The 24442-nt window shown below is 54.5% G+C and carries 25 protein-coding genes; 15 read left to right on the plus strand and 10 right to left on the minus strand.

What is annotated here, in order from left to right:
- Nucleotides 1–147: 147 nt before the first annotated feature.
- From H8B13_RS13395 to H8B13_RS13425, 7 genes are all read right to left on the minus strand, one after another.
- On the minus strand, nucleotides 148–1152 hold the full coding sequence (locus H8B13_RS13395) for a beta-ketoacyl-ACP synthase III (protein ID WP_187311307.1): 1005 nt from the start codon (nucleotides 1150–1152) through the stop codon (nucleotides 148–150).
- 55 nt (nucleotides 1153–1207) lie between these two features.
- Nucleotides 1208–2149 (minus strand): phosphate acyltransferase PlsX, encoded by a 942-nt coding sequence (gene plsX / locus H8B13_RS13400; RefSeq protein ID WP_187311308.1) that lies wholly within the window; start codon nucleotides 2147–2149, stop codon nucleotides 1208–1210.
- Between the two features lie 73 nt (nucleotides 2150–2222).
- The gene (rpmF, locus tag H8B13_RS13405; RefSeq protein ID WP_187311309.1) at nucleotides 2223–2447 is read right to left on the minus strand and encodes a 50S ribosomal protein L32; all 225 of its coding nucleotides are present in this window, start codon (nucleotides 2445–2447) and stop codon (nucleotides 2223–2225) included.
- Nucleotides 2448–2508: 61 nt separating this feature from the next.
- Nucleotides 2509–3036, minus strand: a complete 528-nt coding sequence (locus H8B13_RS13410; protein WP_187311310.1) for a YceD family protein — start codon at nucleotides 3034–3036, stop codon at nucleotides 2509–2511.
- Between the two features lie 75 nt (nucleotides 3037–3111).
- Nucleotides 3112–3480 (minus strand): helix-turn-helix domain-containing protein, encoded by a 369-nt coding sequence (locus H8B13_RS13415; protein ID WP_187311311.1) that lies wholly within the window; start codon nucleotides 3478–3480, stop codon nucleotides 3112–3114.
- Nucleotides 3481–3709: 229 nt separating this feature from the next.
- A complete protein-coding gene (gene pdxA / locus H8B13_RS13420) occupies nucleotides 3710–4732 on the minus strand; it encodes a 4-hydroxythreonine-4-phosphate dehydrogenase PdxA (RefSeq protein WP_187311312.1) in 1023 nt (340 codons plus the stop codon).
- A 68-nt stretch (nucleotides 4733–4800) separates the two neighbouring features.
- The gene (locus H8B13_RS13425) at nucleotides 4801–6255 is read right to left on the minus strand and encodes a leucyl aminopeptidase family protein (RefSeq protein WP_187311313.1); all 1455 of its coding nucleotides are present in this window, start codon (nucleotides 6253–6255) and stop codon (nucleotides 4801–4803) included.
- 204 nt (nucleotides 6256–6459) lie between these two features.
- Between H8B13_RS13425 and rsmA the strand changes: the two genes are divergently transcribed.
- From rsmA to H8B13_RS13455, 6 genes are all read left to right on the plus strand, one after another.
- Nucleotides 6460–7266, plus strand: coding sequence for a 16S rRNA (adenine(1518)-N(6)/adenine(1519)-N(6))-dimethyltransferase RsmA (rsmA, locus tag H8B13_RS13430; RefSeq protein ID WP_187311314.1), 807 nt, complete (start codon nucleotides 6460–6462; stop codon nucleotides 7264–7266).
- Between the two features lie 99 nt (nucleotides 7267–7365).
- Nucleotides 7366–8322, plus strand: a complete 957-nt coding sequence (locus H8B13_RS13435; RefSeq protein WP_187311315.1) for an NAD(P)-dependent oxidoreductase — start codon at nucleotides 7366–7368, stop codon at nucleotides 8320–8322.
- Between the two features lie 102 nt (nucleotides 8323–8424).
- Nucleotides 8425–8898, plus strand: coding sequence for a transcription elongation factor GreA (gene greA, locus H8B13_RS13440; RefSeq protein ID WP_133273200.1), 474 nt, complete (start codon nucleotides 8425–8427; stop codon nucleotides 8896–8898).
- A gap of 134 nt (nucleotides 8899–9032) precedes the next feature.
- Nucleotides 9033–9584, plus strand: coding sequence for a DUF6252 family protein (locus H8B13_RS13445; protein ID WP_187311316.1), 552 nt, complete (start codon nucleotides 9033–9035; stop codon nucleotides 9582–9584).
- Nucleotides 9585–9695: 111 nt separating this feature from the next.
- Nucleotides 9696–10598: a nuclease A inhibitor family protein gene (locus H8B13_RS21590; protein WP_187311317.1), complete on the plus strand. Its 903-nt coding sequence runs from the start codon at nucleotides 9696–9698 to the stop codon at nucleotides 10596–10598.
- Between the two features lie 35 nt (nucleotides 10599–10633).
- Nucleotides 10634–12274: a M28 family peptidase gene (locus tag H8B13_RS13455; protein WP_187311318.1), complete on the plus strand. Its 1641-nt coding sequence runs from the start codon at nucleotides 10634–10636 to the stop codon at nucleotides 12272–12274.
- A 22-nt stretch (nucleotides 12275–12296) separates the two neighbouring features.
- On the opposite strand, the gene H8B13_RS13460 is transcribed toward H8B13_RS13455, so the two are convergent.
- Nucleotides 12297–13454 carry an MFS transporter gene (locus H8B13_RS13460; protein WP_187311319.1) on the minus strand — a complete coding sequence of 386 codons (1158 nt, stop codon included), beginning with the start codon at nucleotides 13452–13454 and terminating at the stop codon, nucleotides 12297–12299.
- A gap of 383 nt (nucleotides 13455–13837) precedes the next feature.
- Nucleotides 13838–15256, minus strand: coding sequence for a DNA/RNA non-specific endonuclease (locus H8B13_RS13465; protein ID WP_187311320.1), 1419 nt, complete (start codon nucleotides 15254–15256; stop codon nucleotides 13838–13840).
- Nucleotides 15257–15483: 227 nt separating this feature from the next.
- Here H8B13_RS13465 and H8B13_RS13470 point away from each other — a divergent pair, with 227 nt between their 5' ends.
- From H8B13_RS13470 to H8B13_RS13480, 3 genes are all read left to right on the plus strand, one after another.
- Nucleotides 15484–15930: a hypothetical protein gene (locus H8B13_RS13470; RefSeq protein ID WP_187311321.1), complete on the plus strand. Its 447-nt coding sequence runs from the start codon at nucleotides 15484–15486 to the stop codon at nucleotides 15928–15930.
- Nucleotides 15931–16068: 138 nt separating this feature from the next.
- The gene (locus H8B13_RS13475) at nucleotides 16069–17856 is read left to right on the plus strand and encodes a DUF885 domain-containing protein (protein WP_187311322.1); all 1788 of its coding nucleotides are present in this window, start codon (nucleotides 16069–16071) and stop codon (nucleotides 17854–17856) included.
- A 122-nt stretch (nucleotides 17857–17978) separates the two neighbouring features.
- Nucleotides 17979–18335: a thioredoxin family protein gene (locus H8B13_RS13480; protein ID WP_187311323.1), complete on the plus strand. Its 357-nt coding sequence runs from the start codon at nucleotides 17979–17981 to the stop codon at nucleotides 18333–18335.
- Between the two features lie 91 nt (nucleotides 18336–18426).
- Here H8B13_RS13480 and H8B13_RS13485 read toward each other — a convergent pair whose 3' ends face one another.
- Nucleotides 18427–19827 carry an NAD-dependent succinate-semialdehyde dehydrogenase gene (locus tag H8B13_RS13485; RefSeq protein ID WP_187311324.1) on the minus strand — a complete coding sequence of 467 codons (1401 nt, stop codon included), beginning with the start codon at nucleotides 19825–19827 and terminating at the stop codon, nucleotides 18427–18429.
- A gap of 239 nt (nucleotides 19828–20066) precedes the next feature.
- Here H8B13_RS13485 and H8B13_RS13490 point away from each other — a divergent pair, with 239 nt between their 5' ends.
- From H8B13_RS13490 to H8B13_RS13515, 6 genes are all read left to right on the plus strand, one after another.
- Nucleotides 20067–20624, plus strand: coding sequence for an RNA polymerase sigma factor (locus H8B13_RS13490; protein WP_315985140.1), 558 nt, complete (start codon nucleotides 20067–20069; stop codon nucleotides 20622–20624).
- Nucleotides 20625–20626: 2 nt separating this feature from the next.
- Nucleotides 20627–21505, plus strand: coding sequence for an anti-sigma factor domain-containing protein (locus H8B13_RS13495; protein ID WP_187311326.1), 879 nt, complete (start codon nucleotides 20627–20629; stop codon nucleotides 21503–21505).
- 216 nt (nucleotides 21506–21721) lie between these two features.
- Complete coding sequence (locus H8B13_RS13500; RefSeq protein ID WP_187311327.1) at nucleotides 21722–22060, plus strand: arsenosugar biosynthesis-associated peroxidase-like protein; 339 nt, start codon at nucleotides 21722–21724, stop codon at nucleotides 22058–22060.
- 106 nt (nucleotides 22061–22166) lie between these two features.
- The gene (gene arsS, locus H8B13_RS13505) at nucleotides 22167–23216 is read left to right on the plus strand and encodes an arsenosugar biosynthesis radical SAM (seleno)protein ArsS (RefSeq protein WP_187311328.1); all 1050 of its coding nucleotides are present in this window, start codon (nucleotides 22167–22169) and stop codon (nucleotides 23214–23216) included.
- A 24-nt stretch (nucleotides 23217–23240) separates the two neighbouring features.
- Nucleotides 23241–23771 (plus strand): rhodanese-like domain-containing protein, encoded by a 531-nt coding sequence (locus tag H8B13_RS13510; protein WP_187311329.1) that lies wholly within the window; start codon nucleotides 23241–23243, stop codon nucleotides 23769–23771.
- 18 nt (nucleotides 23772–23789) lie between these two features.
- Nucleotides 23790–24425: a TIGR04282 family arsenosugar biosynthesis glycosyltransferase gene (locus tag H8B13_RS13515; protein WP_315985141.1), complete on the plus strand. Its 636-nt coding sequence runs from the start codon at nucleotides 23790–23792 to the stop codon at nucleotides 24423–24425.
- The last annotated feature ends 17 nt before the right edge of the window (nucleotides 24426–24442 follow it).

Below are 24442 nucleotides of genomic sequence, written 5' to 3' on the forward strand. Positions count from 1 at the left end.
TATTGAAAGTTAAAGGCTGAACATGAGTTTCTGAATTGCGCTAATAACGTTTGTACAGAATCTACTCAATCGTTAACGTACTAAGTTCAGCGTTTTCGAAAGTGCAAGTATAGAGGTTTTCTGCGTGCAGTTGACTAATCAGACTATTTACTGACTCGACTTGGTATCATATGCCCATTTGAGGTACAATGACCCCCAAGTGAAGCCTCCACCAAATGCGGCAATAATAAGGTTGTCGCCTTTATGCAACTGGCTTTCGTAATCGGCTAAGCAAAGTGGAATGGTACCGTTAGTGGTATTGCCATAGCGATGAATGTTAAGCATCACTTTTTCGGGACCGACACCCATGCGATGCGCTGTCGCGTCAATTATGCGCTTATTGGCTTGGTGCGGTACCAGCCAGGCTACATCATCGGCCGTAAGCTGATTGCGCTCCATTACTTGAGCAGCTACATCAGCCATATTTTTCACCGCAAATTTGAATACTGTCCCCCCCTCTTGATATACGAAGTGTTCCCGGCCTGCAACAGTCTCTGCCGACGGAGGACGACGGCTGCCACCTGCCTTTTGATGTAAGAATGGCTCACCATTGCCGTCGGAGCAAAGCTGCTGATCGAGCAATCCTAGGCCATCAGTATTAGGCTCTAAAAGAACTGCACCGGCACCATCGCCAAAAATAATGCAGGTAGAACGGTCAGTGTAGTCAATAATGCTCGACATCTTGTCGGCACCTACTACGATCACCTTTTTATAAGTGCCAGTCTGAATAAACTGGGCACCTGTAGCTAAAGCGAACATAAAGCCCGAGCAGGCAGCCTGCATATCGTAGCTGAACGCTTTTTTGGCCCCCACCGCTGCTGAGATTATATTAGCGGTAGCAGGAAATACTAAGTCGGGGGTAGTGGTAGCGCAGATAATTAGGTCAATGTCCTCGGCTTTGGTGCCCGTTTTTGCTAGTAATTGCTCGACGGCTTTGATCCCCATAACGGAGGTGCCTTGTCCTTCGCCTTTCAGAATGTGCCGCTCCTGTATGCCTGTGCGACTCAGAATCCACTCGTCGGTAGTATCCACCAGGGTTTCAAGTTCCTTGTTGGTGAGTACGTAGTCGGGTACATAGGCACCCACTCCGGTGATAGCGGCAGTTATTTTCATCGAGAAAGACGGACGAAGGCGGCAAAAAAAGTCCGGCCAGAGCCGGACTTAGTCACTAAGACTTAAAGGTGCTCTTGATTTGGTCTGAAATACCAGACTCGGCCATTTTGTAACCCTGTAAAAGCATATTACAAATAGCCAGCGGCGTACTCACTCCGTGCCCAATGATAGCATTATCATTTATGCCCAAGATAGGACTGCCACCAAAAGCTTCATAATTGAAGTTGTCAAAGAAGGGGTCGTGCATCTTCTTCTCATTCAAAATCTCATAAATGGATTCTGCCATCTTCAATAATACGTTGCCTGTGTAGCCGTCGCAAATGATTACGTCGGCTTTGGAGTTGAAAAGGTCACGCCCTTCGATATTGCCGATAAACTGCACGTGCGGATTTACCTTCAATAATTGATAAGCAGCCTGCGTTAAGGTTGTGCCTTTGCCCTCTTCCTCACCCAGGTTCATCAAACCCACTTTAGGGGTTTCAATACCTAACACATAATGCGCATAGAGCGAGCCCAGTTCGCCAAATTGCTCGAGCATTTCTGGTTTGCACTCAGCATTGGCTCCTACATCTAGCAAAATGCCTTGCCCACCTGATAGCTTCGGAACGAAGTTCGCAATGGCTGGCCGCAATACGCCGGGTACAGCTTTCACGCTGAACATAGCGCCCACCAGCATAGCGCCTGTGCTACCGGCTGAGCAGAATGCATCTAACTCGCCAGCGTGCAACATTCGATAACCTACGGCAATGCTGGAATCCTGCTTCTGCTGGTAAGCTTTGGCGGGATGCTCACCCATCGCAATTACTTGCGTGGCCGGGATAAATAGGAGGTCGGCAGCGGCGGCGCCGTGCTGTTGGAGCAAAGGGCGCACGGCCTCTTCCTGGCCGATGAGCACAATCTGAGCCGCACCGTTTAGCTGCTGGGCAGCCATTACGGCACCATCGACGGCAGCCTGGGGGGCAAAATCGCCCCCCATTGCGTCCAGGGCTATCTTCATGTACAGGAAATCAAGGGGAGTACGGAGTCGAAAAGGCGGGCTGGCATGCAGACGCTACCAGCAAAGCGAGGGCTTATTCTTCGTCCTCGGTTGGGGCGGCTGCAGCGGCGATTGGAGCGAAGTCCTTTACTGCTACTTTGCCGTGTAAATACAAGTCGCCATCTACTACGTACGCTTTGTGGCGCAAGTGAGTCTCGCCAGTGGTTTGGCAGATAGAAATAGCCTTTGGAGTTAGCTTGTCGTGAGTGCGACGCTTGTCGCGGCGGGTCGAGGACTGGCGGCGCTTAGGATGTGCCATGGGAAATTATGAAAGTTGAATGTGAATTTAAAAGGGAGAAAGTCGAATTGACAGGATAGGCTTAATTGAGATTCCGTAGCGCGTCCCAACGTGGGTCAGAATTGTCTTCGTCCTCATCGTCAGCCTGCCGAGTCGTGAAAATGAGCTTGGCGTCAGCGTCAGGATTATCATCGGGCTCGTTCTGGAAACGCGGATGTAGCTTCTTCATCGGAATGGCTAACCCAATGTAATCGAACAAGTGCTGAGCAATAGGGAGGGTTTGGGTATCAGGCGTGATTTGCAGCACGTCGTCGTCCAACTCTAAGTATTGGTCGCCAAAGCGTACGCGCAATTGATGGCGCACATCAATGGGTTGGTCAAAATCTTCCAGGCTCCGGTCGCAAATAAGACGCACGGTGCCCTTGATGTGAAAGTCGAGCGTCAGCAGTAAATCCGTTTTGGTCAACTCCACATCAGCATGAAGTTGGCCATCCTGAATCAACTGTTGATCAAACTGCTCGAAAAAAGCTCTACCCAGCTCGAACGCAAAATGGTGCGTTTTATGGGCCAGTTTAGCAATAGCTATGTCGTATTGCGAGTCCTTCTTCACGGTTGAGATTTATAGCAGGGGGCAAAAGTAGGAAGATTTTGCCGTTTTTTAAAGCAGAGAAGCGGTATTGAGCAGCTATGCGTTTTTCAGAATGAAATCGGAAGGGATGCCGAGACGCTCATACAGGCGTTTGGCCAGATCGAGCGTAACTCGGCGCTTGCCACTCAGAATCTGTGAAAGTCGTCCGGCGGGCACTTCCAGCAGTTGCGCCAAATCTTTCTGCTTGAGGCGCATTTGCTGTCGTTTTAGCTCAATCATCTCAGCAAGTGAGGTTGGCAGATTTGGAATGGGAAGCAGCCCTAATTTGCCTTCATAGGTGTCGATGCTTATGATCAACTCCCGAAACTCGGCCTCCAGCGCGGCGTTGCCCTCAACTCCAGCAGTTGCCAGCGCGTCGAGGCGACGCAGGGCAATGCGATAGTCAGTAGGGGTTTGAAGCACCATGAAAACGAGATAAAAGCAAAACGGAACCGAAGTGGCTCCGCTTATTTCTGTCGCAAAACTACAGCTGAATTTTAAAAGAACAAATTATATTTCGTTTATAGAAAGAAAGTTTCGGTTTAGTGCTGTATAGGTTGGCTTAATAAGAAATGGGTCATTTCTGTTAGGAAAGAGCTGCTGGGCGCAAAAAAAAGCCCCCAGCCTTGCCTTGGGAGGCTTTTTATCTTAGTGGCTAACGTCGTTTCTCTACTACTAGCCCTTGCCGTTGGCGAACTAAGTCACAAGCTAGATAAAGGGCTTCCCGAAATGAGGTTTCATCTGCTTTGAATGTGCCTGCCAGGCCGTAGGCTGTGCCGTGGTCAGGAGAAGTGCGCACGATGGGTAAGCCGGCTGTAAAGTTCACCCCTCTCTCAAAAGCCAGCGTTTTGAATGGAATCAAACCCTGGTCATGATATAAAGCCAGTGTTGCATCGAACTGGTGGTATTGGCGAGTACCAAAGTAGCCGTCGGCAGGGAAGGGGCCATAAACCAAGTGGCCTTCTTCCAAGAATTGATGAATGACGGGCGTCACGGTATCAGCTTCTTCAGTGCCTAGCAAGCCTTTCTCCCCAGCATGCGGGTTCAAACCCAATACAGCTACACGAGGCTTTTGAATCCCAAAATCCTGCCGCAGGGAGGTTAGCAAAATCCGCAGCTTCTTTATTAAAAGCTCCTTCGTTACTCTGCTTGAAACGTCTTTCAATGGAATGTGACCCGTCACAGTGGCCACGCGCAGATCTTCGCTTACCAAGAACATCAGGCTCTCAGGGGCTCCGAAAAAACTGGTCAAAAATTCCGTGTGGCCGGGGTAGCGGAAGTCGTCGGCCTGGGTATTCTCTTTACTAATGGGTGCCGTTACAATGCCATCCAACAAGCCTTCCTTTAAATCGCGGCAGGCAGCCAACAATGATTGCCGGGCGGCAGTACCACTAGCTGCACTGGGCTGACCCGGCGTAAGCACAAAGTCTTCGTCCCAACACGTAACGGCGTTGGGTTTGCCAGTAGCAATATCGGCGGCGGCGCGCACTTGGCGGAACGTTAGCGGCTCGGTGCGCTCTTCCGTCGGGAAATCGTCGAAGAGCACCGTGGCAGTGCCATAAACTACCGGCGTGCAGTACTTAAGCAAGCGCACATCGCGCAGGGTTTTGTAAATGATTTCGGGTCCGATACCGGCGAGGTCGCCGACAGAAATGCCGAGGCGTGGCAATTGGGACATGGGGTGGAGCTAGGGAATTGGGAGGATTGAATTCCTCGTCTTAATAAGAAAAGGGAGAGCGAGATGCGTTAGTACGTGCTTTTCAAAAAGTCATACAACAGCCGCACACTGGTGCCTGTGCCGCCTTTGCCACGGTAGCTGTCGGGGGCCGTGAGGAAGGCTGGGCCGGCAATATCTAAGTGAATCCAAGGCGTGCCTTCGATGAAGCGCTCCAGAAATTTGCCTGCCGAGATGGCACCAGCTTCAGCTTTGCCCAGATTGTTGATGTCAGCAATATCAGACTTGATATGCTCGGCGTATTCTTCCCAAAGCGGTAGCTCCACAATGCGCTCGTGGGTGCGGTTGCCTGCTTGCTTAAGCTGAAGCATGCGCTCATCGCCAGCGGTGCCCATTGCTACCAAGCCCTCTTTACCTACAGCGCGAGCAGCGGAGCCGGTAAGGGTAGCAATGTCGAAAACCAGCTCTGGCTCGTATTTGCGAGCGAAGCTGAGCGCATCAGCCAAAATCAGACGACCTTCTGCATCGGTATTGAGGACTTCAACCGTAAGGCCACTGTGCATTTCGAGCACGTCGCCGGGCACGAAGGCCAAGCCACCAGGCCGGTTGTCGGTGGCAGGTACCAAACCGATTACATGCAGCGGTATTTTATTTTTAGCGAGTGCATACAGCACGCCCGTTACGGCTGCGCCGCCCGCCATGTCACACTTCATCATGTCCATGGAGTTGGGCGTAGGCTTTAGGCTCAGGCCACCCGTATCGAAGACTACGCCCTTGCCCACGAGCACGTAGGGCTTCTCGTTTTTGGCCCCCTCCGGTTTGTACTCCATTATAGTGAAGGTCGGCGGCTCGGGGCTGCCCAGGTTTACGGCGATAAGCCCGCCCATACGCAGCGCTTCGATACGGGCGAGGTCCAGAATATCGGTGTGAAAACCAGCGTCTTCGCCCGCCGCCGCCATTCGCTCCGCAAATTGGATGGCGTTGAGGCGGTTGAGCGGCTCATTAACGAGGTCACGTGCCAGAGACACGCCTTGCAGTATGCCTTCCAACTCCTGAACTGTCTCGGCCTGGAGGTTCGCACCCACCAGATTTACTTTTGTGAGGGGGGCATTTTGACGTGATTTCTCGTCCGTTTTATAGCCTCCAAACTGATACGCAGTCAGGTAGATGCCTTCTGCAAGCGGTAGGGCGCCGGTGCTAGCTGTGGTCAGGTCCTGAATAAAAAGCTCGGTTACTTTATCCGCTTTAAGCGATGCGTGCAGCTTGTGGCCAGCCTTGCGCAAGTCCTCCGCTACCAGCTCAGGAGTGGCTTTGGCAGCGGCTACTATAAAGTAATGACGATGGGAGAAGTGATTGACGGTGATAAACTTATTATCGGCAGTGAGCTGCTCGTGCACATAGTTTCGAGCCGCCTCAGGCAGGTCGGTGAGGGCACTGGGGGGCAATTCACGAGTACCGGCGGGTAGCACGAAAACAGTATCGGCGCCTGTGGGCACCGTGGAAGCGTACGTGAGTTGAAGGGCCATAAACAGCAGAAGGACGGAAGTGAAAGGCATAAGCCCACCGACAGGCGTATCTTTGGGCGCCGCAAGGTAGGCGTTTTCGCAGGGAGCAGAAAAATCAAAAGCTGAGACTCAGAGGTTCGCATCTGGAAGCTCAAGGTAGCAGCGGCTTTTTCTGGCTTTCTCCCGGCTCTCAGCCTGTGGCTTTTCACTTTTAGACTTTGTCATTTGGACCACGTTAGCCCCAAAAAACACCTCGGTCAACATTTTCTGGCCGACCCCAATATTGCCCGAAATATCGTGGACGCTTTGCGTTTGCCCGATGGGGTGGCCCACGTGCTCGAAATTGGCCCAGGTATGGGCGTTCTCACGGGTAATCTGCTGCAGAATCCGGCTTATGAGACGAGCGTGGTGGAAATTGACCGCGAGTCGGTGGCTTATCTGGAGCGTAATTTTTCCTCGCTTGGGGGGCGAATTATCTCCGCCGACTTCCTGCGGCAGGATCTGAGCCAGCTGTTTCCCGGTAAGCCGCTGAGCATCATTGGTAATTTTCCTTACAACATTTCCACCCAGATTTACTTTCAGGTGCTGGCCCACCGTCAGCAGGTGCGTGAGGTGGTGGGCATGCTGCAAAAGGAAGTAGCTGAACGCATTGCTGAACCGCCGGGCTCTAAAGCGTACGGCATCCTGAGTGTGCTGGTGCAGGCATACTATACCGTGGAAATGCTGTTTGCGGTGCCGCCCCATGTGTTTGTTCCGCCGCCCAAGGTGCAGTCAGCTGTTATTCGGCTTACCCGCAACAGCACCGAGCGGCTGGATTGCGATGAGAAGCTGTTTTTTCGGGTGGTGAAGCAGGCTTTCCAAACCCGCCGCAAAACCTTGCGCAATGCGCTGAAGCCGTTCGGTTTGCCCCCCGAAGTTACATCTGATCCTATCTTCGATAAGCGCGCTGAGCAGCTAGGTGTGGCCGAGTTTGTGGGCCTAACCAAACTAGTCGAGCAGCATCAGCAGAATGAAGCTCAGGCTGCGGAGTAAGCTTAGCGGGCTTCGATACTTGCTTATCACCTATTAATAAGGTGTGTCAGTAGTCGCCAGACAGTAGGGCATCCTGAAAACAGTAAAAACTATCCAATCATGTCCCTTTGTCTCGTCGTCGACGATTTGCATCCATCCTGGCAAAGCCTTTTTCAGGAAATCAATCTCACCACCCACTACCGGCCCGATCTGACGGCGGCGGAAGTGCCTGCGGCGTTGGCAGCACATGCGTATGAGGGATTGGTGGTGCGAAGCAAGGTGCGCGTGACGGCTAAGTTATTAGCTCATTGCCCAGGGCTGCGCTACGTGGCCCGGGCCGGGGCCGGGGTAGATAATATAGATGAAGCAGCCATGCAGGCGGCGGGCGTGACGCTCCTGAACGCGCCCGAAGGTAACCGGGACGCGGTGGGTGAATTCGCTTTGGGCCTGCTACTAGCATTGCTGCGCAATATTCCCCGGGCCGATCAGGAAGTGCGCCAGAATATCTGGCAGCGTGAGGCCAACCGAGGGGAGGAGTTGGGGGGCAAAGTTGTCGGGATAATTGGCTACGGAAATATGGGGCGGGCCTTCGCTCAGCGGCTCACCAGTTTTGGCTGCACCGTGCTGGCTTATGACAACGACCCCACCTGCGCGCCCGACCACCAAGCCACGCTCGTGACCTTAAGTGAATTGCAGCAGCGAGCGGAGGTGCTGAGTCTGCACATTCCGTATTCAGTGCCGAATCACCATTTTGTGAATGAGGCCATGTTGCTGGGTTTTCGCAATCCCATTTGGCTGCTCAATACCGCTCGGGGCGAAGTGCTGGATCAGGCAGCTGTGGTGCGGGGCTTGCAAAGTGGGCAGGTGCGAGGCGCCGCCCTTGATGTTCTCGAAAATGAGAAGCTCAATACGCTCACGCCAGCCCAGCAGACGACGTTCGATTTTCTGAAAAAAGCCCCCCAGGTTATTCTTTCGCCGCATATCGGCGGCTGGACGCATCAGTCTTACCAGCGCATTAATGAGGTACTGGCCCAAAAAATTGGTGCATTTCTGCGGGCATCGGCGCGGCTCAGCTAGCGTAAGTTGGGCAGGTTGCGTATATTTGTCCTAAACCTGTTGGGGAGAACGGTTGGCTTTGCCGACCGTTCTTCTTGTTTTTTAGCTTACCACCCCACCGTCATGGCCACTGTTAATTACTACACACCTGAAGGCCTACAAAAGCTCAAGGACGAGCTCCAGGACCTTAAAATCCGCGGCCGGGCCGAGGCTGCCGAGCAACTGCGCGACGCCCGCGACAAAGGTGACCTGAGCGAGAATGCGGAGTACGACGCCGCCAAAGACGCGCAAGGTCACCTTGAACTGAAGATCTCCAAGCTTGAAGAAGTTATTGGCAATGCCCGCGTCATTGATGAATCGAACATCGATGCGAGTAAGGCTTTGATAATGAGTAAAGTCAAGCTTAAAAACATGAAGAACAACATGGTGCTCGACTACATTCTGGTAGCCGAAGAAGAAGCCAACCTCGCCGCCGGTAAGATTTCCGTGAAGTCACCGATTGGCAAGGGTCTGCTGGGCTTATCTGTGGGCGACGTGGCCGAAATCACGGTGCCGGCTGGTAAGCTGCAATTTCAGATTCTGGAGATTTCGCGCTAAGCACTGTAGCGTACTGACAATAGGAGCAAAGAGGCGAGACTGGAACGGTCTCGCCTCTTTGCGTTCCAGCTTATTTCTACCTTGCTAGGACATTTTTCTATTTTCCCTGATATATCCACTGCTCACGGTACTTTATGAAAACCTTCCTTGGAGTGAGTAGCATGATCCTATTAGGCATGTTTGGTTGCCAAAAAGAGAAAAACCCACTCGATACGCTACCGGAAGCCACCCAGACTGGGGCGGGTACCGTCGGCTGGCTCCAGGATGGGAGGGCCTATCAACCCACCACGGATGCCTTCAACAGCCGGGCGGTCATTGTCTCGCGCTTCTCCGATGGCACTATGGACTTTCTTTTCGTCCACAATCAAGCGAAGCACAACCGCTACATTATCCTTAACGTCCGAAAGGTGCGAGCGCCAGGCCGCTACCTTTTTAATGAGGTAGCGCGGCCCTCCTTTCCCAACACGACGCCGGCCTACGCGAACTACAGCACTTCTAATCCCGAGCCTAGTGCCGAGTACCTGACCGGCCCTACGGCCACGGGCCAACTTACGGTCACGCGCCTCGACTCGGTGGCGAAGATCATCTCGGGTACCTTCGAGTTCACGGCTCAAAAAACGAGTGGGGAAGGGCCGGAAACCGTGCGCCTCACCAATGGCCGCTTTGACTTACAGTATCAACCGTAATTACCTTCAGTGTAGGCTTGTCCGTATAGGAGGCACAGACACATACCTTCGTAGTCCGTGGTGTATATTCCAGAGCACGTAGGATATTCTGACCACCATAAACCATTCGCCATGCCTTCTATCTTTTCCCGTATCATTTCGGGCGAGCTACCAGCCTTTAAAGTCGCTGAAGACGCTGATCATCTGGCCTTTCTGGATATTACCCCGTTGGTAGAAGGTCACACGCTGGTCATTCCAAAGCGGGAGGTAGACTATATATTCGATTTGCCCCCCGCCGAGCTGGCGGGCCTGCATCAGTTTGCTCAGCGCGTGGCCCAGGCCGTACGCGATGCCGTGCCGTGCAAGCGCATTGGCGTGGCCGTAATTGGGCTGGAAGTGCCGCACGCGCATATCCATCTGATTCCGATGAACCGAGTGTCGGATATGAATTTTGCGAATCCGAAAATCAAAGTAGCCGAAGCGCGCATGAAGGAATTGGCCGACGCTATTAGCGCCAAATTGCTCCCCGAAGGAGAAGCAGGCCCAACAGGCCAAGCCACGGAGCCAGCGCCTGATTCGAAGGCAGTTCGCGAAACCAGCAAGGCCAAAATGCCCCCCAGCGCCGATACTACAGCTCCAACCTCCGATACTGTCATGGACCAACTGCAAACTATGACCAAAGGGCTGTTCTACATGAGCGAGTCGGACGCGCCGCTGGAAGCAGTGAGCTACGCCGCCCCCAATGGCGAGCTAACCGACGCTGCGCTGCTGAAACTGCTCGGTCAGCCCGATGGCTCACCGGTAGAAACCAAGGAGTTAACTGTGTTTTTGCGCAACCATACGGCTGATAATGGTGTGCTTGGCAATGTAGAACTAGCCAACCGTTATAAGGCCTTGCAGATGTTTATGAAGCAGGAGCTACAAGAAGCTAAAGTTTACCGCATCGGCAAAGGCCCCCAGATTCAGGCGTTTGCACTGGGGAAAACGGAGGAAGGCAAGCTAGTCGGGTTTAAAACAGTGCTGACGGAAACCTAGAAAATCAACTCTTGCCATAGCTTACTTCCAGACGAATGAAATACTGTGTTTCTCTGCTTAGCGCTTGCCTACTACTCAGTGAAAGTGCCCTGGCTCAATCGGTTGCTGCGCCTCCAAAACCAATTCAGAAAGCGCTGAGCAAAGTAAGCGCTGACAACTACAAGGCTCACGTACAGTACCTGGCCGATGATAAGCTGCAAGGCCGATTGCCAGGTACGCCGGGCTATCAAATGGCCGTTGAGTACGTGGCAGGGCAGCTAAAAAAGTCGGGAGTAGAGCCGGCCGGCGACAAGGGCACGTTTACGCAAGAGGTCCGGCTACGACGCGCTTTCACGGAATCTGCTGCCACCATGCAATTGCAAAGCGCAGCAGGCCAGACTACTGTATTAAAGGCGGGCGAAGAGTTTGTTTTGTATCCGAATCCGGAAGTGCCCCGCACGAGCGTAACGGCCGCTCCAATGGTCTTTGCTGGGTATGGCATCAGCGCCCCAAGTCTGGGCTACGACGACTACGCCGGCCTCGATGTAAAGGGCAAAGTGGTCGTCGTGACGAGGGAGGCGCCGAAGCAGTTTCCGGCCGCCGTACGCCTCTACAACATCGATGTACTGACTATCCTGCAAACGGCCGCGCGGCATGGAGCAGTAGGGGTACTATTGGCTTTTCCCAAACCCTCTACCAAGCTGCCAAACTTCGGTAGAGGCGTTGTAAGCGTGCTCGGGCCCGATGGCAAAGTGCGGGTGTCGCGTAGCTACGCTGGGGGGCAAATTCAGGTGTTGGGCGCCGTGAATGCGGCTACTCTACACCAACTGTTTGCCGGCGCGGCTACCGATACGGCTAGTGCTTTCGCCACGTTGCGTGCTGGTCGGGCGGCCTCAATCGTCTTGTTGCCGCGCCTGAGTGCCGCCCAGTCCTCGCGCTACCAGGATATAACCAGCTATAATGTAGTAGGCAAAATACCCGGCTCCGATCCGCAGCTCCGGGCCGAATATGTGGTGCATAGCGCCCACCTCGACCACATGGGTATTGGTGCTCCCGTGCAGGGCGACTCGCTCTACAACGGCGCCCACGACAATGCTACGGGCGTGGCTAGTCTGTTGGAAATTGCCAGCGCCTACAAAAACCTCAAGCAAAAACCGCGGCGCTCCATCCTCATTGTAGCCGTTACTGGAGAGGAAATGGGGCTGCTAGGTTCAGCGTATTTTGCCCAAAACCCGACGGTGCCCAAAGCGCAATTGGTGGCCAACATTAACACCGATATGCCCACCATCATTGCTCCTTTGCTATCGGTGGTAGCGCTGGGAGCGGAGAATTCCTCCTTAGCCGGGCCCGTAGCCACAGCCAGCCAGATGATGGACCTGACGGTTGAAGACGACCCCGAGCCCACTCAAAATCGCTTTATTCGCTCCGATCAATATAGCTTTGTGGCTCAGGGGATTCCGGCACTTCATGTCAAGTATGGGAATAAGACCGCCGACGGTAAAAACAACTTAAGCGAGCAGGTACAGGCATGGCGGGCCAAGTACTATCATAAGCCCCAGGATGATATAAATGGGGTATTTGATTTCGAAGCGGGCAAGAAGTACGCTCAGCTAAATTTCCTTATCGGCTACCAGATTGCTAACGAGGCCCAGCGCCCCACCTGGAACCCCGGCAACTACTTTGGCCAGGCGAAATAGGACCCCCAGCCAGAACCCGAAGCTACAGCTTCGCCCGTGCTGCCAGAAGGGCAATGCACAGTCCCATCACCGCAATAATTGAAAAGGAGATGCGCAGACTGGTAGCGCCCGCAACCAGCCCGATAAGTGGCGGGCCAATCAAAAAACCAAGAAAGCCGACTGTAGATACCGCCGCCAGCGCCACGCCCGGCGACATGACGGTGGAGCGCCCGGCTGCTCCGTACACCAGCGGCACCACCGACGAAACCCCAAACCCGACAAGCAGAAAGCCTATAATTGCTGGCCAGAGCTGAGGCAATAGCACCGCCAGTAGTAGTCCTGAGGCTGTCAGCAGGCCGCTCAACTGTAGGGTTCGGGCGCGGCCAAAGTGACTCGTGAAGCGGTCGGCCACGAAGCGCCCCGCGGCCATGGTGCTCATAAATGCGGTGTAGCCGGCACCCACCCAGGCTTTCTCGGCCTGCACAACTTTCCGAAAATAAACACCGCTCCAATCGAACATAGCGCCTTCGCAGATCATACAGCAAAAGGCAATGACACCTAGGATAAGTAAGGATTTATCGGGTAAGACAAAGATTGGTTGGTCGGTGGCCGCACTATTGGCGTCGGCGGGCAATATGTAGCGTCCAGCCACCAGCACGCCCGCTATGATCAGGCCCGTGATCAAGGCAAAATGGGCCAGTGGATTGATGCCATACCCTATCATAATAGTGCCAACGGCCGCGCCCACAAAGCCAGCCAAGCTCCAGACACCATGAAACGATGCCATAATCGAACGGCTATAGAGCGCTTCCACGCCTACTGCTTGCGTGTTAATGGCAATGTTGAGCATGTTGGCTGCCAGCCCGAAGAACACGAGGCAGCTCACCAATTGCAATGGATTGGCAGCAAATCCTAGCGTAAGCAAGGTAATAGCGTACAGAAATGCCCCCGCCAGCGCTACCCAGCGGCTGCCGTGCCGGGCCACTAACCACCCCGACAGCGGTAAGGACAACATCAGGCCCACGGGTAGCGCCAGCAGCACTAGCCCGAGTTGGGTGTCAGAGAAGCCCATCTGTTGTTGAATTGTAGGTATGCGCGATGCCCAGCTGGCAAAGCATAAGCCCTGCAAAAAGAAAATCGCACTGACGGCCACCCGATGCACGCGCGGCGAAGTAGCTTGAACAGAAGTTTGAGTAAGCATAAGCAGTATTAGCATAGCTCGGGCGAACGAGCATTGAGACAAAAAAAGCCCATGACGCGCCGACGGACGCATGATGGGCAGGATAGTATGTGAGGAGGAAGGGGAGCGGAACGAACTAGCTTAGAAGATAGCTCGGGGCAAAAATACGGCGAAGTTCTTTACAAGTTGCCAAGCAGAATAGTCGCTGGGGTGCAATATGGCTGTCACGGGGTGGCGTACGCAAATAGGAATTAGGAGTTTGCCATTAAATAATCACCTAGTACGTCATGCAGAGCGGCGCGAAGCATCTCGCCAGCGGTAGTTAGGATTAGTAACCTCACATCAGCACGCGAGATGCTTCGCGCCGCTCTGCATGACCACCTTTGTAATTGTTTATTGCCTAACTACCGTGTAGGCCCCGTATCCACTCGTGCCTCCAGGCGGTCTTGCGCTTCCAAAGGAATATTGCTTAGCAAATCCAGCCCAGTAGCCTCTTCAATAGCATCGATTGATACGCGGTAGCGGCTCCAGTCGGGGCTAACGCTCTGATCGTTGGGCGTGTCTACGGCCAGCACACGGGCCTGGCCAGCAGCAATTCGGTGGAGGTCGTTGGTGCCTTCGGGTAGGATAACTAACACTTTCCAGATACGGGCGGGCACTGTAATACGGCCCTGATCGATGGTGGTGGCGCGGCCGTTGAGCCCGGTGCCGCCCTTGCCGTAGTTGCCCATGATAATGTAGACCTCGTTGCCGGCATCTACCAGCCGCCGCCCGTACTCTTCCAGCCCCGACCAAGTGCGCTGATTATTATTAGCGGCCTGTGGTATCATATTGGTCATGAGGAAGGTAGCCGAGTTGTCGTCGAGGTCAGTGGTGCGGTCGGCAGAAGGGCAGTTGTGGCCCCTGTCGAAGCCCGAGCCGAGGTAGCTGCCGGTGGAAACCTGGTAGAAGCCGCGGGGTAGGGCAGGGTCGGGGCGGAAGTCGTCCTGGCGGGGGGCGCTGCCCATCCAGGCGCGGTTGAGGTGCCAGCTTACCCAGTTCGGAATGCCCCGGCCGGCGTTGTAGCTCATAGCGTATTGAGGCTTGCTGAGTAGGTAATTGTTGGGTGAATTCAGACTGCTAGTAGCGCCGCTAGGGTTGCCGAGGGCCATATTATCGTCGCGGCTGACCACAACGGCAGTGCGGGCTGGCGAGTTGGGCGCGGGTACGGAAGCAGGTGCCTCAGCCGGCGTAGCAGCGCTGGCCGCCGTGAGCAAGGCAATATCATCAAGGTTGAGGCGGGTGTTGCCGCCATCTGTTTTGCGGATTTCCAGCCGCAATTTGCCCCCCGGACTTACCCCGAAGGTGCTCAGGGTGAGACGCGGACCACTGGTACGCACCGCCGCGCCGGCCCGCTGGTACTGGCGACCACCATCCTGACTTACCCACAGCTCCCAGGTGCTGGGCGCGTCGTCGCCATAAGAAGCGCTGCTGATGCGCACTGACTGGATGCCTGCGGGCGCGTCGAAGTTCATGCGTAGGCGGCCACGGCCTCGCAGACGCACGGCGCGGTTGCCGTTTTTGTTATCGGTGGGCGCGGAGCCAATCATAGCATCAGTGAAGTGCCAGGAACCAGAGGGCAGAACCTCATTAGCCTCAGCATAAGCGCCTTTGCTGCCCGTTTCAAAGGTTTCGAGCAGGGCCGGCCTAGCCGACTGTACTGTTATGGCAGGCGGGCCGCTTGGTCGCGTGGACGCAGGAGTTTCAGGTGTTTGCTGGGAGCAGGCCAATGGTGCCAGGGCTAGGAGCAAACCAGTAAACAGTAGGGAGGCGGGCAGACGCATGGCTGGGGAGCTTTTTGGAGTTACAACAATACAAAGAAGCCCCAATAAGCTAACTTATTAGAACAGGGTAGAGACGCGTATTCGCGTCTAATCGTTGAACCACAGGTCAGTCAGCGCAGCGAATGACCTTCACAGCGTCACCTGCACAACGACTGCAACGATCAGACGTGACACCACAGTACAAGATGAATGTGCCTAAATATTCGGATAAATTGATACTTTGAGGTATGAAGAAACTACTCTACGTCAGTTTACTATTTTTATCAATCCAAGTAGTGCAGGCTCAAACCGCTACTGCTCTATCGGGAGCTCAGATTGCCAGCAAAGACGATGACACGATGGTGCTGGCTCTGAGTGGTACATATGCGGAGAGTTGGCGGCGGCTGGCGCAGGTGCTCGTGCAGCGGGGCTACAGCATCGCGCACAGCGATAATTCTCTGTTTACGCTCACTACGAATGGGCTGTTCAAGCGTGGTGTCGGGGTAGTAAGCGTAGCGGGTACCGTCGTAAATGAGACGCTACAGGTACGTCTGTACTGGGGTAGTGCTTCGGAAACCGGCGGTGGTCAGCCCGTGCTTACCCGCCGCAAGCAGGGTGACAGATGGGTGGAGCTAGTAGCCATAGGACAGGCATTTGGCGGACCCGTAAGCTACACGACATCCGTACCTGACTAGAAAGGCAGCCCCCCCTCGTGCCAAAAAGCCCCCCGGCGCTGGCTAAGCAAGAGAAAGTGGGCTAGAGTGTTAGGCTCTGCCAAAACCCTAGCATTACCCGCCCCTGACCATTACCTTGCTACCCAAACTGCCCTTTCTATGCGCTCAACTACTACCCTAAAATCATTGCTGGCCGTCAGTACGTTAGCGGCTGCCTCACTTCTCGGTAGCTGCGGCAGCTCCGATACTACTGCTACCGCCGACCCCGCCGCTGAAGTTAATGAGAGCTTTGAGCGCTTCAAGAGCCAGTTTATCGACTCGCTCTGGTACTACAATCCACGACTGGCCTCGGCAAAGGGTAATCATCGTTATGATTCCCTGCTGGTTATCCCGACGGCGGCACGGCGGGAAGTAGAGACCGCAGCCCAAGCCCGCATGCGTAAGCGCCTGACGGGCTTTGCGGTCAATGATTTAGCAGCAAATAACCAGACGGATTATCAGTTGCTGCTTAACTACCTGGATAAGTCGCGCTTTTACACCGATACTCTCCGTAGCTGGTCTTGGGACCCTTCGAGCTATAACCTAGGCGCCTCAGTAGCCGAAATCCTCAACGGCCGCTACTATCCGTTGGACCGTCGTTTACGGGCAATTTCTATTAAAATCGACCACGCCCCTGATTACTACGAGGCGGCCCAAACCAACATCAAGCAGCCTACCCGCGAGCACACCGAGCTAGCCATCTTACAGAATGAGGGCGGCTTGCAGGTATTCGGGCCAGCGTTGCAGGACTCTATCAAGCGCTCCGGGCTGGATGCGCGTGAGAAGAAAGAACTGCAAGACCGCATTGCCACCACGCGCCTGGTAATTGAGAACTATCTGAAGTTTTTGCGCGGCGAAGTGCTGGCGGGGGGCAAATTTCGCAGCTTCCGCCTGGGCAAAGAGCTGTTCGACCGCAAGTTTACTTTGGATATTCAGTCGGCTTACTCCGCCGATCAGGTGTATCAGAAAGCCCAGGATAACCGTGCTTATCTCTTGCGTGATATGGGCCGCCGCGCTGCCCGTTTGTGGCCCAAGTACTTTGCTGGTCAGCCCATGCCCACCGATTCGGTAGCCATGATCCAGCGGGTAATCAGTCGCTTATCCGAGAAGCACGCGACGCAAGCGGGTTTTGTGGAGGCCGTGAAAGCTCAGATTCCGGTGCTGGTGAAGTTCGTCAACGATAAAAAGCTGCTCACTCAGGACCCAAGCAAGCCGCTTGTCGTGCGCGAGACGCCGCTCTATATGCGCGGTAGCGGTGCAGGTGCCAGCATTTCGGCCCCCGGCCCTTATGATAAGGCTGCCAACACCTATTACAACGTGGAGCCGCTGGATAACCTCACGCCTGCTCAGGCCGAGAGCTATCTGCGTGAGTATAACGACTATACCCTTCAGATTCTGAATATCCACGAGGCTATTCCGGGCCATTATACCCAACTGGTGTATGCTAATCGCTCGCCCTCGCTGGTAAAGGCCATTTTCGCCAACGGCGCGATGGTAGAAGGCTGGGCCGTGTATGCTGAGCGTATGATGCTGGAAAACGGCTACGGCCAGAATAGCGACGAAATCTGGCTGATGTGGGACAAATGGAATATGCGCGTGACCCTCAACACCATCCTAGACCATGAGGTACACGTGGGGAATATTTCCCGCGAAGCGGCCCTGAAGATGCTCCAGCGTGATGGCTTTCAGGAAGAAAGTGAGACGACTAATAAGTGGCGTCGGGCCACGCTCTCGCAGGTGCAGCTCAGCAGCTACTTCAGCGGCTACACTGCCATCTACGACTTGCGCGAAGAGCTGAAGAAAGAGCTGGGGGACAAATTTGACCTGAAATCATTCAACGAGCAGTTTCTTAGCTACGGCAGCGCACCCGTCAAATACATTCGAGCCATGATGCTGAAAGCAGTTTAAGTAACTGAAGTATAGCTATGTACTAAGGGGGCCGCGCCAATTGGGAATCTTTTGGGCGGCTTTCTTGTCTGCGGGCCGTGCTGTTGGGTTTGGGGTTGTCTTTGTTTGTATTGGCTGCTACTATGAAAGATTCTACCCCCGTGGGCATTTTAGATACCGATGATGAAGGCCTGCGCCGCCTCATTCATGAGCATCTGAAAGTGTTTGTTAAGTTTACCTCACCCAACTGTGAGATCTGTGAGCAGCTTGCGCCGCACCTTGCCCAATTTGCTGATCAGGAGATGTTTGCGTCCATCCGTTTCCTGCGTCTGAACTCCGATGAAAATCCGGTGGCTCAAAAGATGATGAAGGAAAAGGTGGCGCCTTTCTTTGTATCGTATTGCCAGGGCCATTTGCTGGAGTGCGACACGCTGTATGTTGAAGAAGAAGTACGAAATATGCTCACCCGGCTACGGCATTTCATGCCTCAGAAAGCCTAGAACGCTTAAGCTTGGCAAGTGCTGCCACCCCGACCTACACCGTTGATTAACAATCATTAGGCACAGGGTAAATGATAGGTATTGGGGCTGGCTACTCTGTTTTCGTGCCATCTTTCAGCGGGGTACCCCCGCCTATCCAGATACTTTTCTGGTTGACGAACTCCCGAATACCAAGGTGCGACAACTCGCGCCCGTAGCCCGATTTCTTGACGCCGCCAAAGGGCATTTCGGGCGAAGATTTTACCATAGAGTTCACAAAAACGGCCCCCGCCTCCACGCGGCGCGCAAGTGCTTCGCCCCGCTTCACATCACACGTCCAGATGGCACCACCCAGGCCGAAAGGAGAGTCATTAGCTAGGCGAATGGCATCGTCGGCGTCGCGGGCTTCCAGGATAAGCGCTACGGGGCCGAATAACTCCTCATGGTAAGCTCGCTGGCCGGGCTTCACGCGGGAAAGAATCATCGGCCGAAACAAGGCATTCCCCGACTCAGATTGCCCCCCATACAGCTCCACTTTTGCCCCCTGGCGCACGGAGTCTTCCACTTGCTCAGTTAGCTCGTCGGCTAGATCGGGGCGAGCCAAAGGGCCGTATTGCGTTGCTTCATCCAAGGGGTCGCCGGTGCGGAAAGCCAGCAGATGGGTTTTTAGCTGGTTGATAAACTCCTTAACTACTGGCTTTTCCACGATAAACCGCTTGGCCGCAATGCAGCTCTGGCCCGCGTTGATCATGCGGGCCTGGGCGGCTGTTTTGGCGGCCAGCTCCAAGTCCGCGTCGGCCAGCACGATAAAGGCGTCGGAGCCGCCCAACTCAAGCACGGTCTTTTTGATGTGGGCGCCAGCAGTAGCGGCCACTTTTGAGCCGGCCAACTCGCTGCCCGTCAGGGTCACCGCTTTTAGCCGATCATCAGTAATGAGCTTTTCTACCAAATCGCTTCCAATCAGCAGGGTCCGGAAGGTGGCAGGAGGGAAGCCAGCATCGTGAAAAATGGCCTCCAGTGCCAGAGCACACTGGGGCACATTGGAGGCATGTTTGAGCAAACCCACATTACCAGCCATTAGGGCCGGCGCAGCGAAGCGAACTACCTGCCAAAAAGGGAAGTTCCAGGGCATTACGGCCAGCACGACGCCCAGAGGCTCATGGGAAATAAAGCTGCGCTGGGCTTGCGTTTCAATTAGTTCATCGCGCATAAATTCCTCGGCGTGGTCGGCATAGTAATCGCAGGTTAGGGCGCATTTTTCTACCTCTGCCCGACCATCGGCTACAGGCTTACCCATTTCTATGGCCATCAGGCGGGCCAGCTCATCCTGGCGTTCGCGGAGGAGGGTGGCGGCGCGATGCATGCGCTCAGCACGGTGCGCAAAGGTTGTAGTGCGCCAGGTAAGTGCTTCGCGGGCCGCCTGCGCCAGAATGCGTTCCGTTTTAGTCCAGGAGAATGCCCGAAAACGACGCACAACGCGTCCGGTGTAAGGATTAAAGGATTCGATAGCCATAACGGAAGCAAGGATGAAGAACGAGGAAATTTAATATGGGTACGCAACCCGAGGAGAGTTGGTAGATGCGTGAACAAAAATGTAGTTTCAGGGTATATTCACGGAAACTCAGCAATGCAATCAATTGCGTGGGGGGTTTCGGCAACCTACCGAGCTAGCGAAATACGAGCTTTATGCTTTACATTCGCTCGGCGGCTGTCTCAGTTTTATGTAAGCCTCCTTCCTTCAGTCCGATCCCAGTGTCAGTTAACCACCCAGAATCGTTAATACCTGCCCCCGAGGAATTGCTGGTGCAGCGGTTGCGCGACCGCGACGAGGCGGCTATGACTGTCTTTTACGATAAATATTCGGCGGCCCTGTATGGGGTGATTCTCCGAATTGTCAAAAAAGAAGAAATAGCCGAAGATGTCCTGCAGGAAAGTTTAGTTAAGATATGGCACTCTTTTCCCTCCTACGATGCTTCTAAGGGGCGTTTATTTACGTGGGTGGTGAACGTGTGTCGGAATTTAGCTATCGACAAAATCCGGTCTCGACAGTACCGCGTAGGTAGTCGTACACAGCCGCTGGAGGACAGCGCCGCGGTGCGTCAGGCGGCCCCTACAGGTTTTCAGCCCGACCATATCGGCCTGCAGGAAATAACAAAGAAGCTCAACCCTGAGCAGAAACAAGTTATTGACCTGCTGTACTTTGGCGGATTTACACAAAGTGAAGTGGCAGACGAATTAAACCTGCCCCTCGGTACGGTAAAAACCCGTGCCCGGGCGGCTATCAAAGTACTCGCAAAATTGGTTCGGTAATCGTGGACATTCAGGAATATATCGAATCAGGCATCCTCGAACAGTACGCCCTTGGCGAGCTGAACGAGGCAGAGCGTGCGGCTGTCGAAGCACAGGCCGCAGCGCATCCCGAAATTGCACAGGAGTTGGATCAGGTGGAGCATGCCCTCGGCATTTATGCCCGAGCTCATGCCGAAACGCCCCCCGCTGCTATGCGTGAGCGGGTGTTGTCCGGCTGGCAGGCTGCTATCCGAGCGGAAGCTCAAAAAGCCCCCCAGACCAATGATACAGCGGCGCCTGCTGCACCTGCCGAACCAGTGGTTCGCCAGATGACTCCTTTGGAGCCCGAAACAGCTAACAATGCTTCCGGGCCTGCTTTCCGCTGGATGCTGGCTGCCTCGGTGGCACTGTTGCTGGCCAGTGGCTTCGCTAACTTCGTGCTGTACACCCGCTGGCGCGATGCGGCCGCTGATCTGGCTATTGCCCGCACCGAGCAAAGCCGTACAGCTTCTATAATGCAGGCTTCGGAGCGAACGTTGGCGGTGCGTCAGCAGGAGTTGGAAGTGCTACGCAGCGACGATTTTCGGACGGTGGCATTGGCTGGTACGGCTGCGGCTCCATCAGCCAGCGCCCGGGTTCTATATAACCCTAAAACCAAGGCCGTATACCTTGATGTGCGCAAATTGCCTGCGCCTCCTTCGGGCAAACAATATCAACTGTGGGCTTTGGACAACGGCAAGCCGGTTGATGCGGGCGTATTGGCCGCCGCTACTACAGCTGGCGACAGCCTACAGCAGATGAAAGATATTGCCAGTGCTCAGGCGTTTGCCATGACGGTAGAGCCCGTGGGTGGTAGCGTCAATCCTACGTTATCGACTCTGACAGTAGTTGGCAATATTTAAGCTTACCTCATTTTGCTGCCAGTGGGCGGTTGGCAGGACCTATTTACCGAACGCAGCAGTACTGCCTCGATAAGTAGGTCCTGCTTATTGTAGCTGCTTGGGGGGCTTTTTGGTTGGAATAATTGAAATGAAGAGATTACAAACTGTAAACCAGTCAAACACCAACCTGCTCTGAAACAGTTATTAGAGCAATTTAACTTGGGTCCCCTCACAACCATGGAAAAATCAACGTATTACAATCCTGCCGACCTGGCCAAATTTGGTAATGTTGCAGACTGGCAGCCCGAAATGGGCCGTAAGTTCTTCGATTATTACGGTGAAGTTTTTAAAGATGGCGCTTTATCTGAGCGTGAAAAGGCTCTCATAGCTTTGGCCGTGGCTCATGCCGTGCAATGCCCTTACTGTATCGACGCTTACACTGTAGACTCGCTCCAGAAAGGTGCCGACGAAGCGCAAATGATGGAAGCCGTTCATGTAGCGGTGGCCATCAAAGGCGGCGCGGCCTTGGTGCACAGCGTACAGATGATGAACAAAGCCAAAGAACTGTCGATGTAGATAAATGGTTGAATGACTGAATGGTGCTTAAGTGGACGCTGAATGAAGCACCATTTTGACCCATCAATCAGCCATTCAGCTAGTTACTTCTCCAACCATTGAGTCCATGAAATCACTGCACGCCCAACACCACGCCCTTGCCGATACCAGCTACCAGCTTACGGTGCTGAGTGAGGCAGAAGCGGCCGGTGCCCGGCTGCCGGCGTTTGCCCACAAATTGCACGAATCGGGCCTGCTGCCGCTGCGCCCTACCGAGCTGGCTGTGATGCAGGTGAACGTGGGCAAGATGTGCAATCAGACCTGCCGCCACTGCCACGTAGATGCCGGCCCCGACCGCACCGAGATAATGACGCGCGCTACCATGCAGCTCTGCCTCGATGCGCTGGCTCAAACTACTATTCCAGTAGTTGATTTGACTGGTGGAGCGCCAGAAATGAACCCCGATTTTCGCTGGTTCGTGGAGCAGATTTCGGCCTTGGGGCGGCAGACAATCGTGCGCTGCAACCTGACGATTATTGTAGCCAACCCGAAGTATCATGACTTGCCTGAGTTCTTCGCTCAGCATGGCGTGCGGGTGGTATCGTCGCTGCCCCATTTTTCGGCCGCCCGCACGGATGCCCAACGGGGCGAGGGTGTTTTTGGGCGCTCTATCCGAGCCCTGCGCATGCTGAATGCGGTGGGTTACGGCGTAGAAGGCTCCGGCTTGCTGCTTGACTTGGTGTATAATCCATCGGGGGCCTTTTTGCCGGGCCGTCAGGTCGGACTAGAGCGTGAGTTCAAGCAGCGCTTGCTGCGCGAGCATGAGGTGGTGTTCAATAGCTTGTTGGCTATCACCAATCTGCCAATCAGCCGGTTTATGGAATACCTGCTGGAAAGCGGAAACTACGAAAGCTACATGCAAAAGCTGGTGGCCGCGTACAACCCTGTGGCGGCGGCTAATGTGATGTGCCGCAGCACGCTTTCCATTGGTTGGGACGGGCAGCTTTATGACTGCGACTTCAATCAACAACTCGCTCTGAACGTGGCAAAAAATGCCCCCCAGCACATCCGTTTCTTCGATGCCACCGCTTTGCAAGACCGGGCCATTGTAATTAATCAGCACTGCTACGGCTGTACCGCTGGCGCTGGTTCCAGCTGTGGCGGCGCCACGGCCTAGCAGCTTATCCATTTGACGTTGAAAATGACGAACTGCTGGCGTGCATTGGTGGTGTTCCTAGGGCTGCTGACGCTCCCAGCCTGCGGGCAAGATACGTCTGTGCCGGAGATGGTGAGTCCGGCGTACCGGCAAATGCTCAGGACATTGTACCGCGAAACGGTGCCTACTATTCAGGCCGCCGCACTGGCCGATATGCTGCGAGACAAGCCCAAAAAGGTTTTGGTGCTCGACACCCGCACTCACGCTGAATACAAAGTAAGCCACCTGACAGGTGCCCGGTTTGTCGATTTTGATTCTTTTGAAAAGAACGAATTCAAGGGCTTACCCCGAGATCAAACGGTAGTTGTGTATTGCTCAGTGGGCTACCGTAGCGAGCGGGTAGGAGAGCGACTCAAAGCGCTGGGTTTCCGTGATGTACGCAACCTGTATGGAGGTATTTTTCAGTGGGTGAATGAAGGGCGGCCGGTATACAACGCTGCCGGGCCTACGCGTCAGATTCACCCGTATTCGGCGCTATGGAGCGTGTGGCTGCGGCAAGGCCAGCAGGTCTATTAATAGCGTAAACCGCACGGCGTGGCCATTAATAATCACCAACAGCATCTGCTCATTTTTGCCCGGTTGCCGGAGTTGGGCCAGGTAAAAACCCGGCTGGCGCGCAGCATCGGCGACGATGCAGCTTTAGCTGTGTACCGTGAGCTGCTAGCCCGCACCCGTGCCGCCGCCGATGGCTTTGGGGGGCAAAAAACGGTGTGGCTAACACAGTCCACCAGTTTGCCCTTAACGCCAGAGGCTGTAGCTGCTCAATGGCCCGAATACAATTGGCAACCGCAGCCACCCGGCGACCTAGGCGGCAAAATGCAGCTTGCATTCACCCAGGCATTTACAGCGTGTGCTGCCTCTGTGGTAATCATCGGAACGGATTGCCCTGGCCTTAGCACTACGCTTTTAAGCCAGGCTTTCGAACTACTGGCTACGCACGATGTGGTGGTTGGGCCCGCCGCTGATGGTGGTTACTATCTGCTAGGTATGAATGCTTTACACCAGGATTTATTTCAAAACAAAGCCTGGAGCACCGCCTCCGTACTGACCGATACCCTAGCGGATGTGGCTCGATTGGGCCTGCAAGTCGCCCGCCTGCCTACTTTGCACGATGTGGACACGGCCGACGATCTGGCCGTGTGGCGCGCGGCAGAAAATCAAACTAAGTAAGTACTACCGTTCCGTTT

Origin of the sequence: Hymenobacter sp. BT188 (assembly GCF_014333585.1) — a bacterium.
Lineage (GTDB): Bacteria > Bacteroidota > Bacteroidia > Cytophagales > Hymenobacteraceae > Hymenobacter.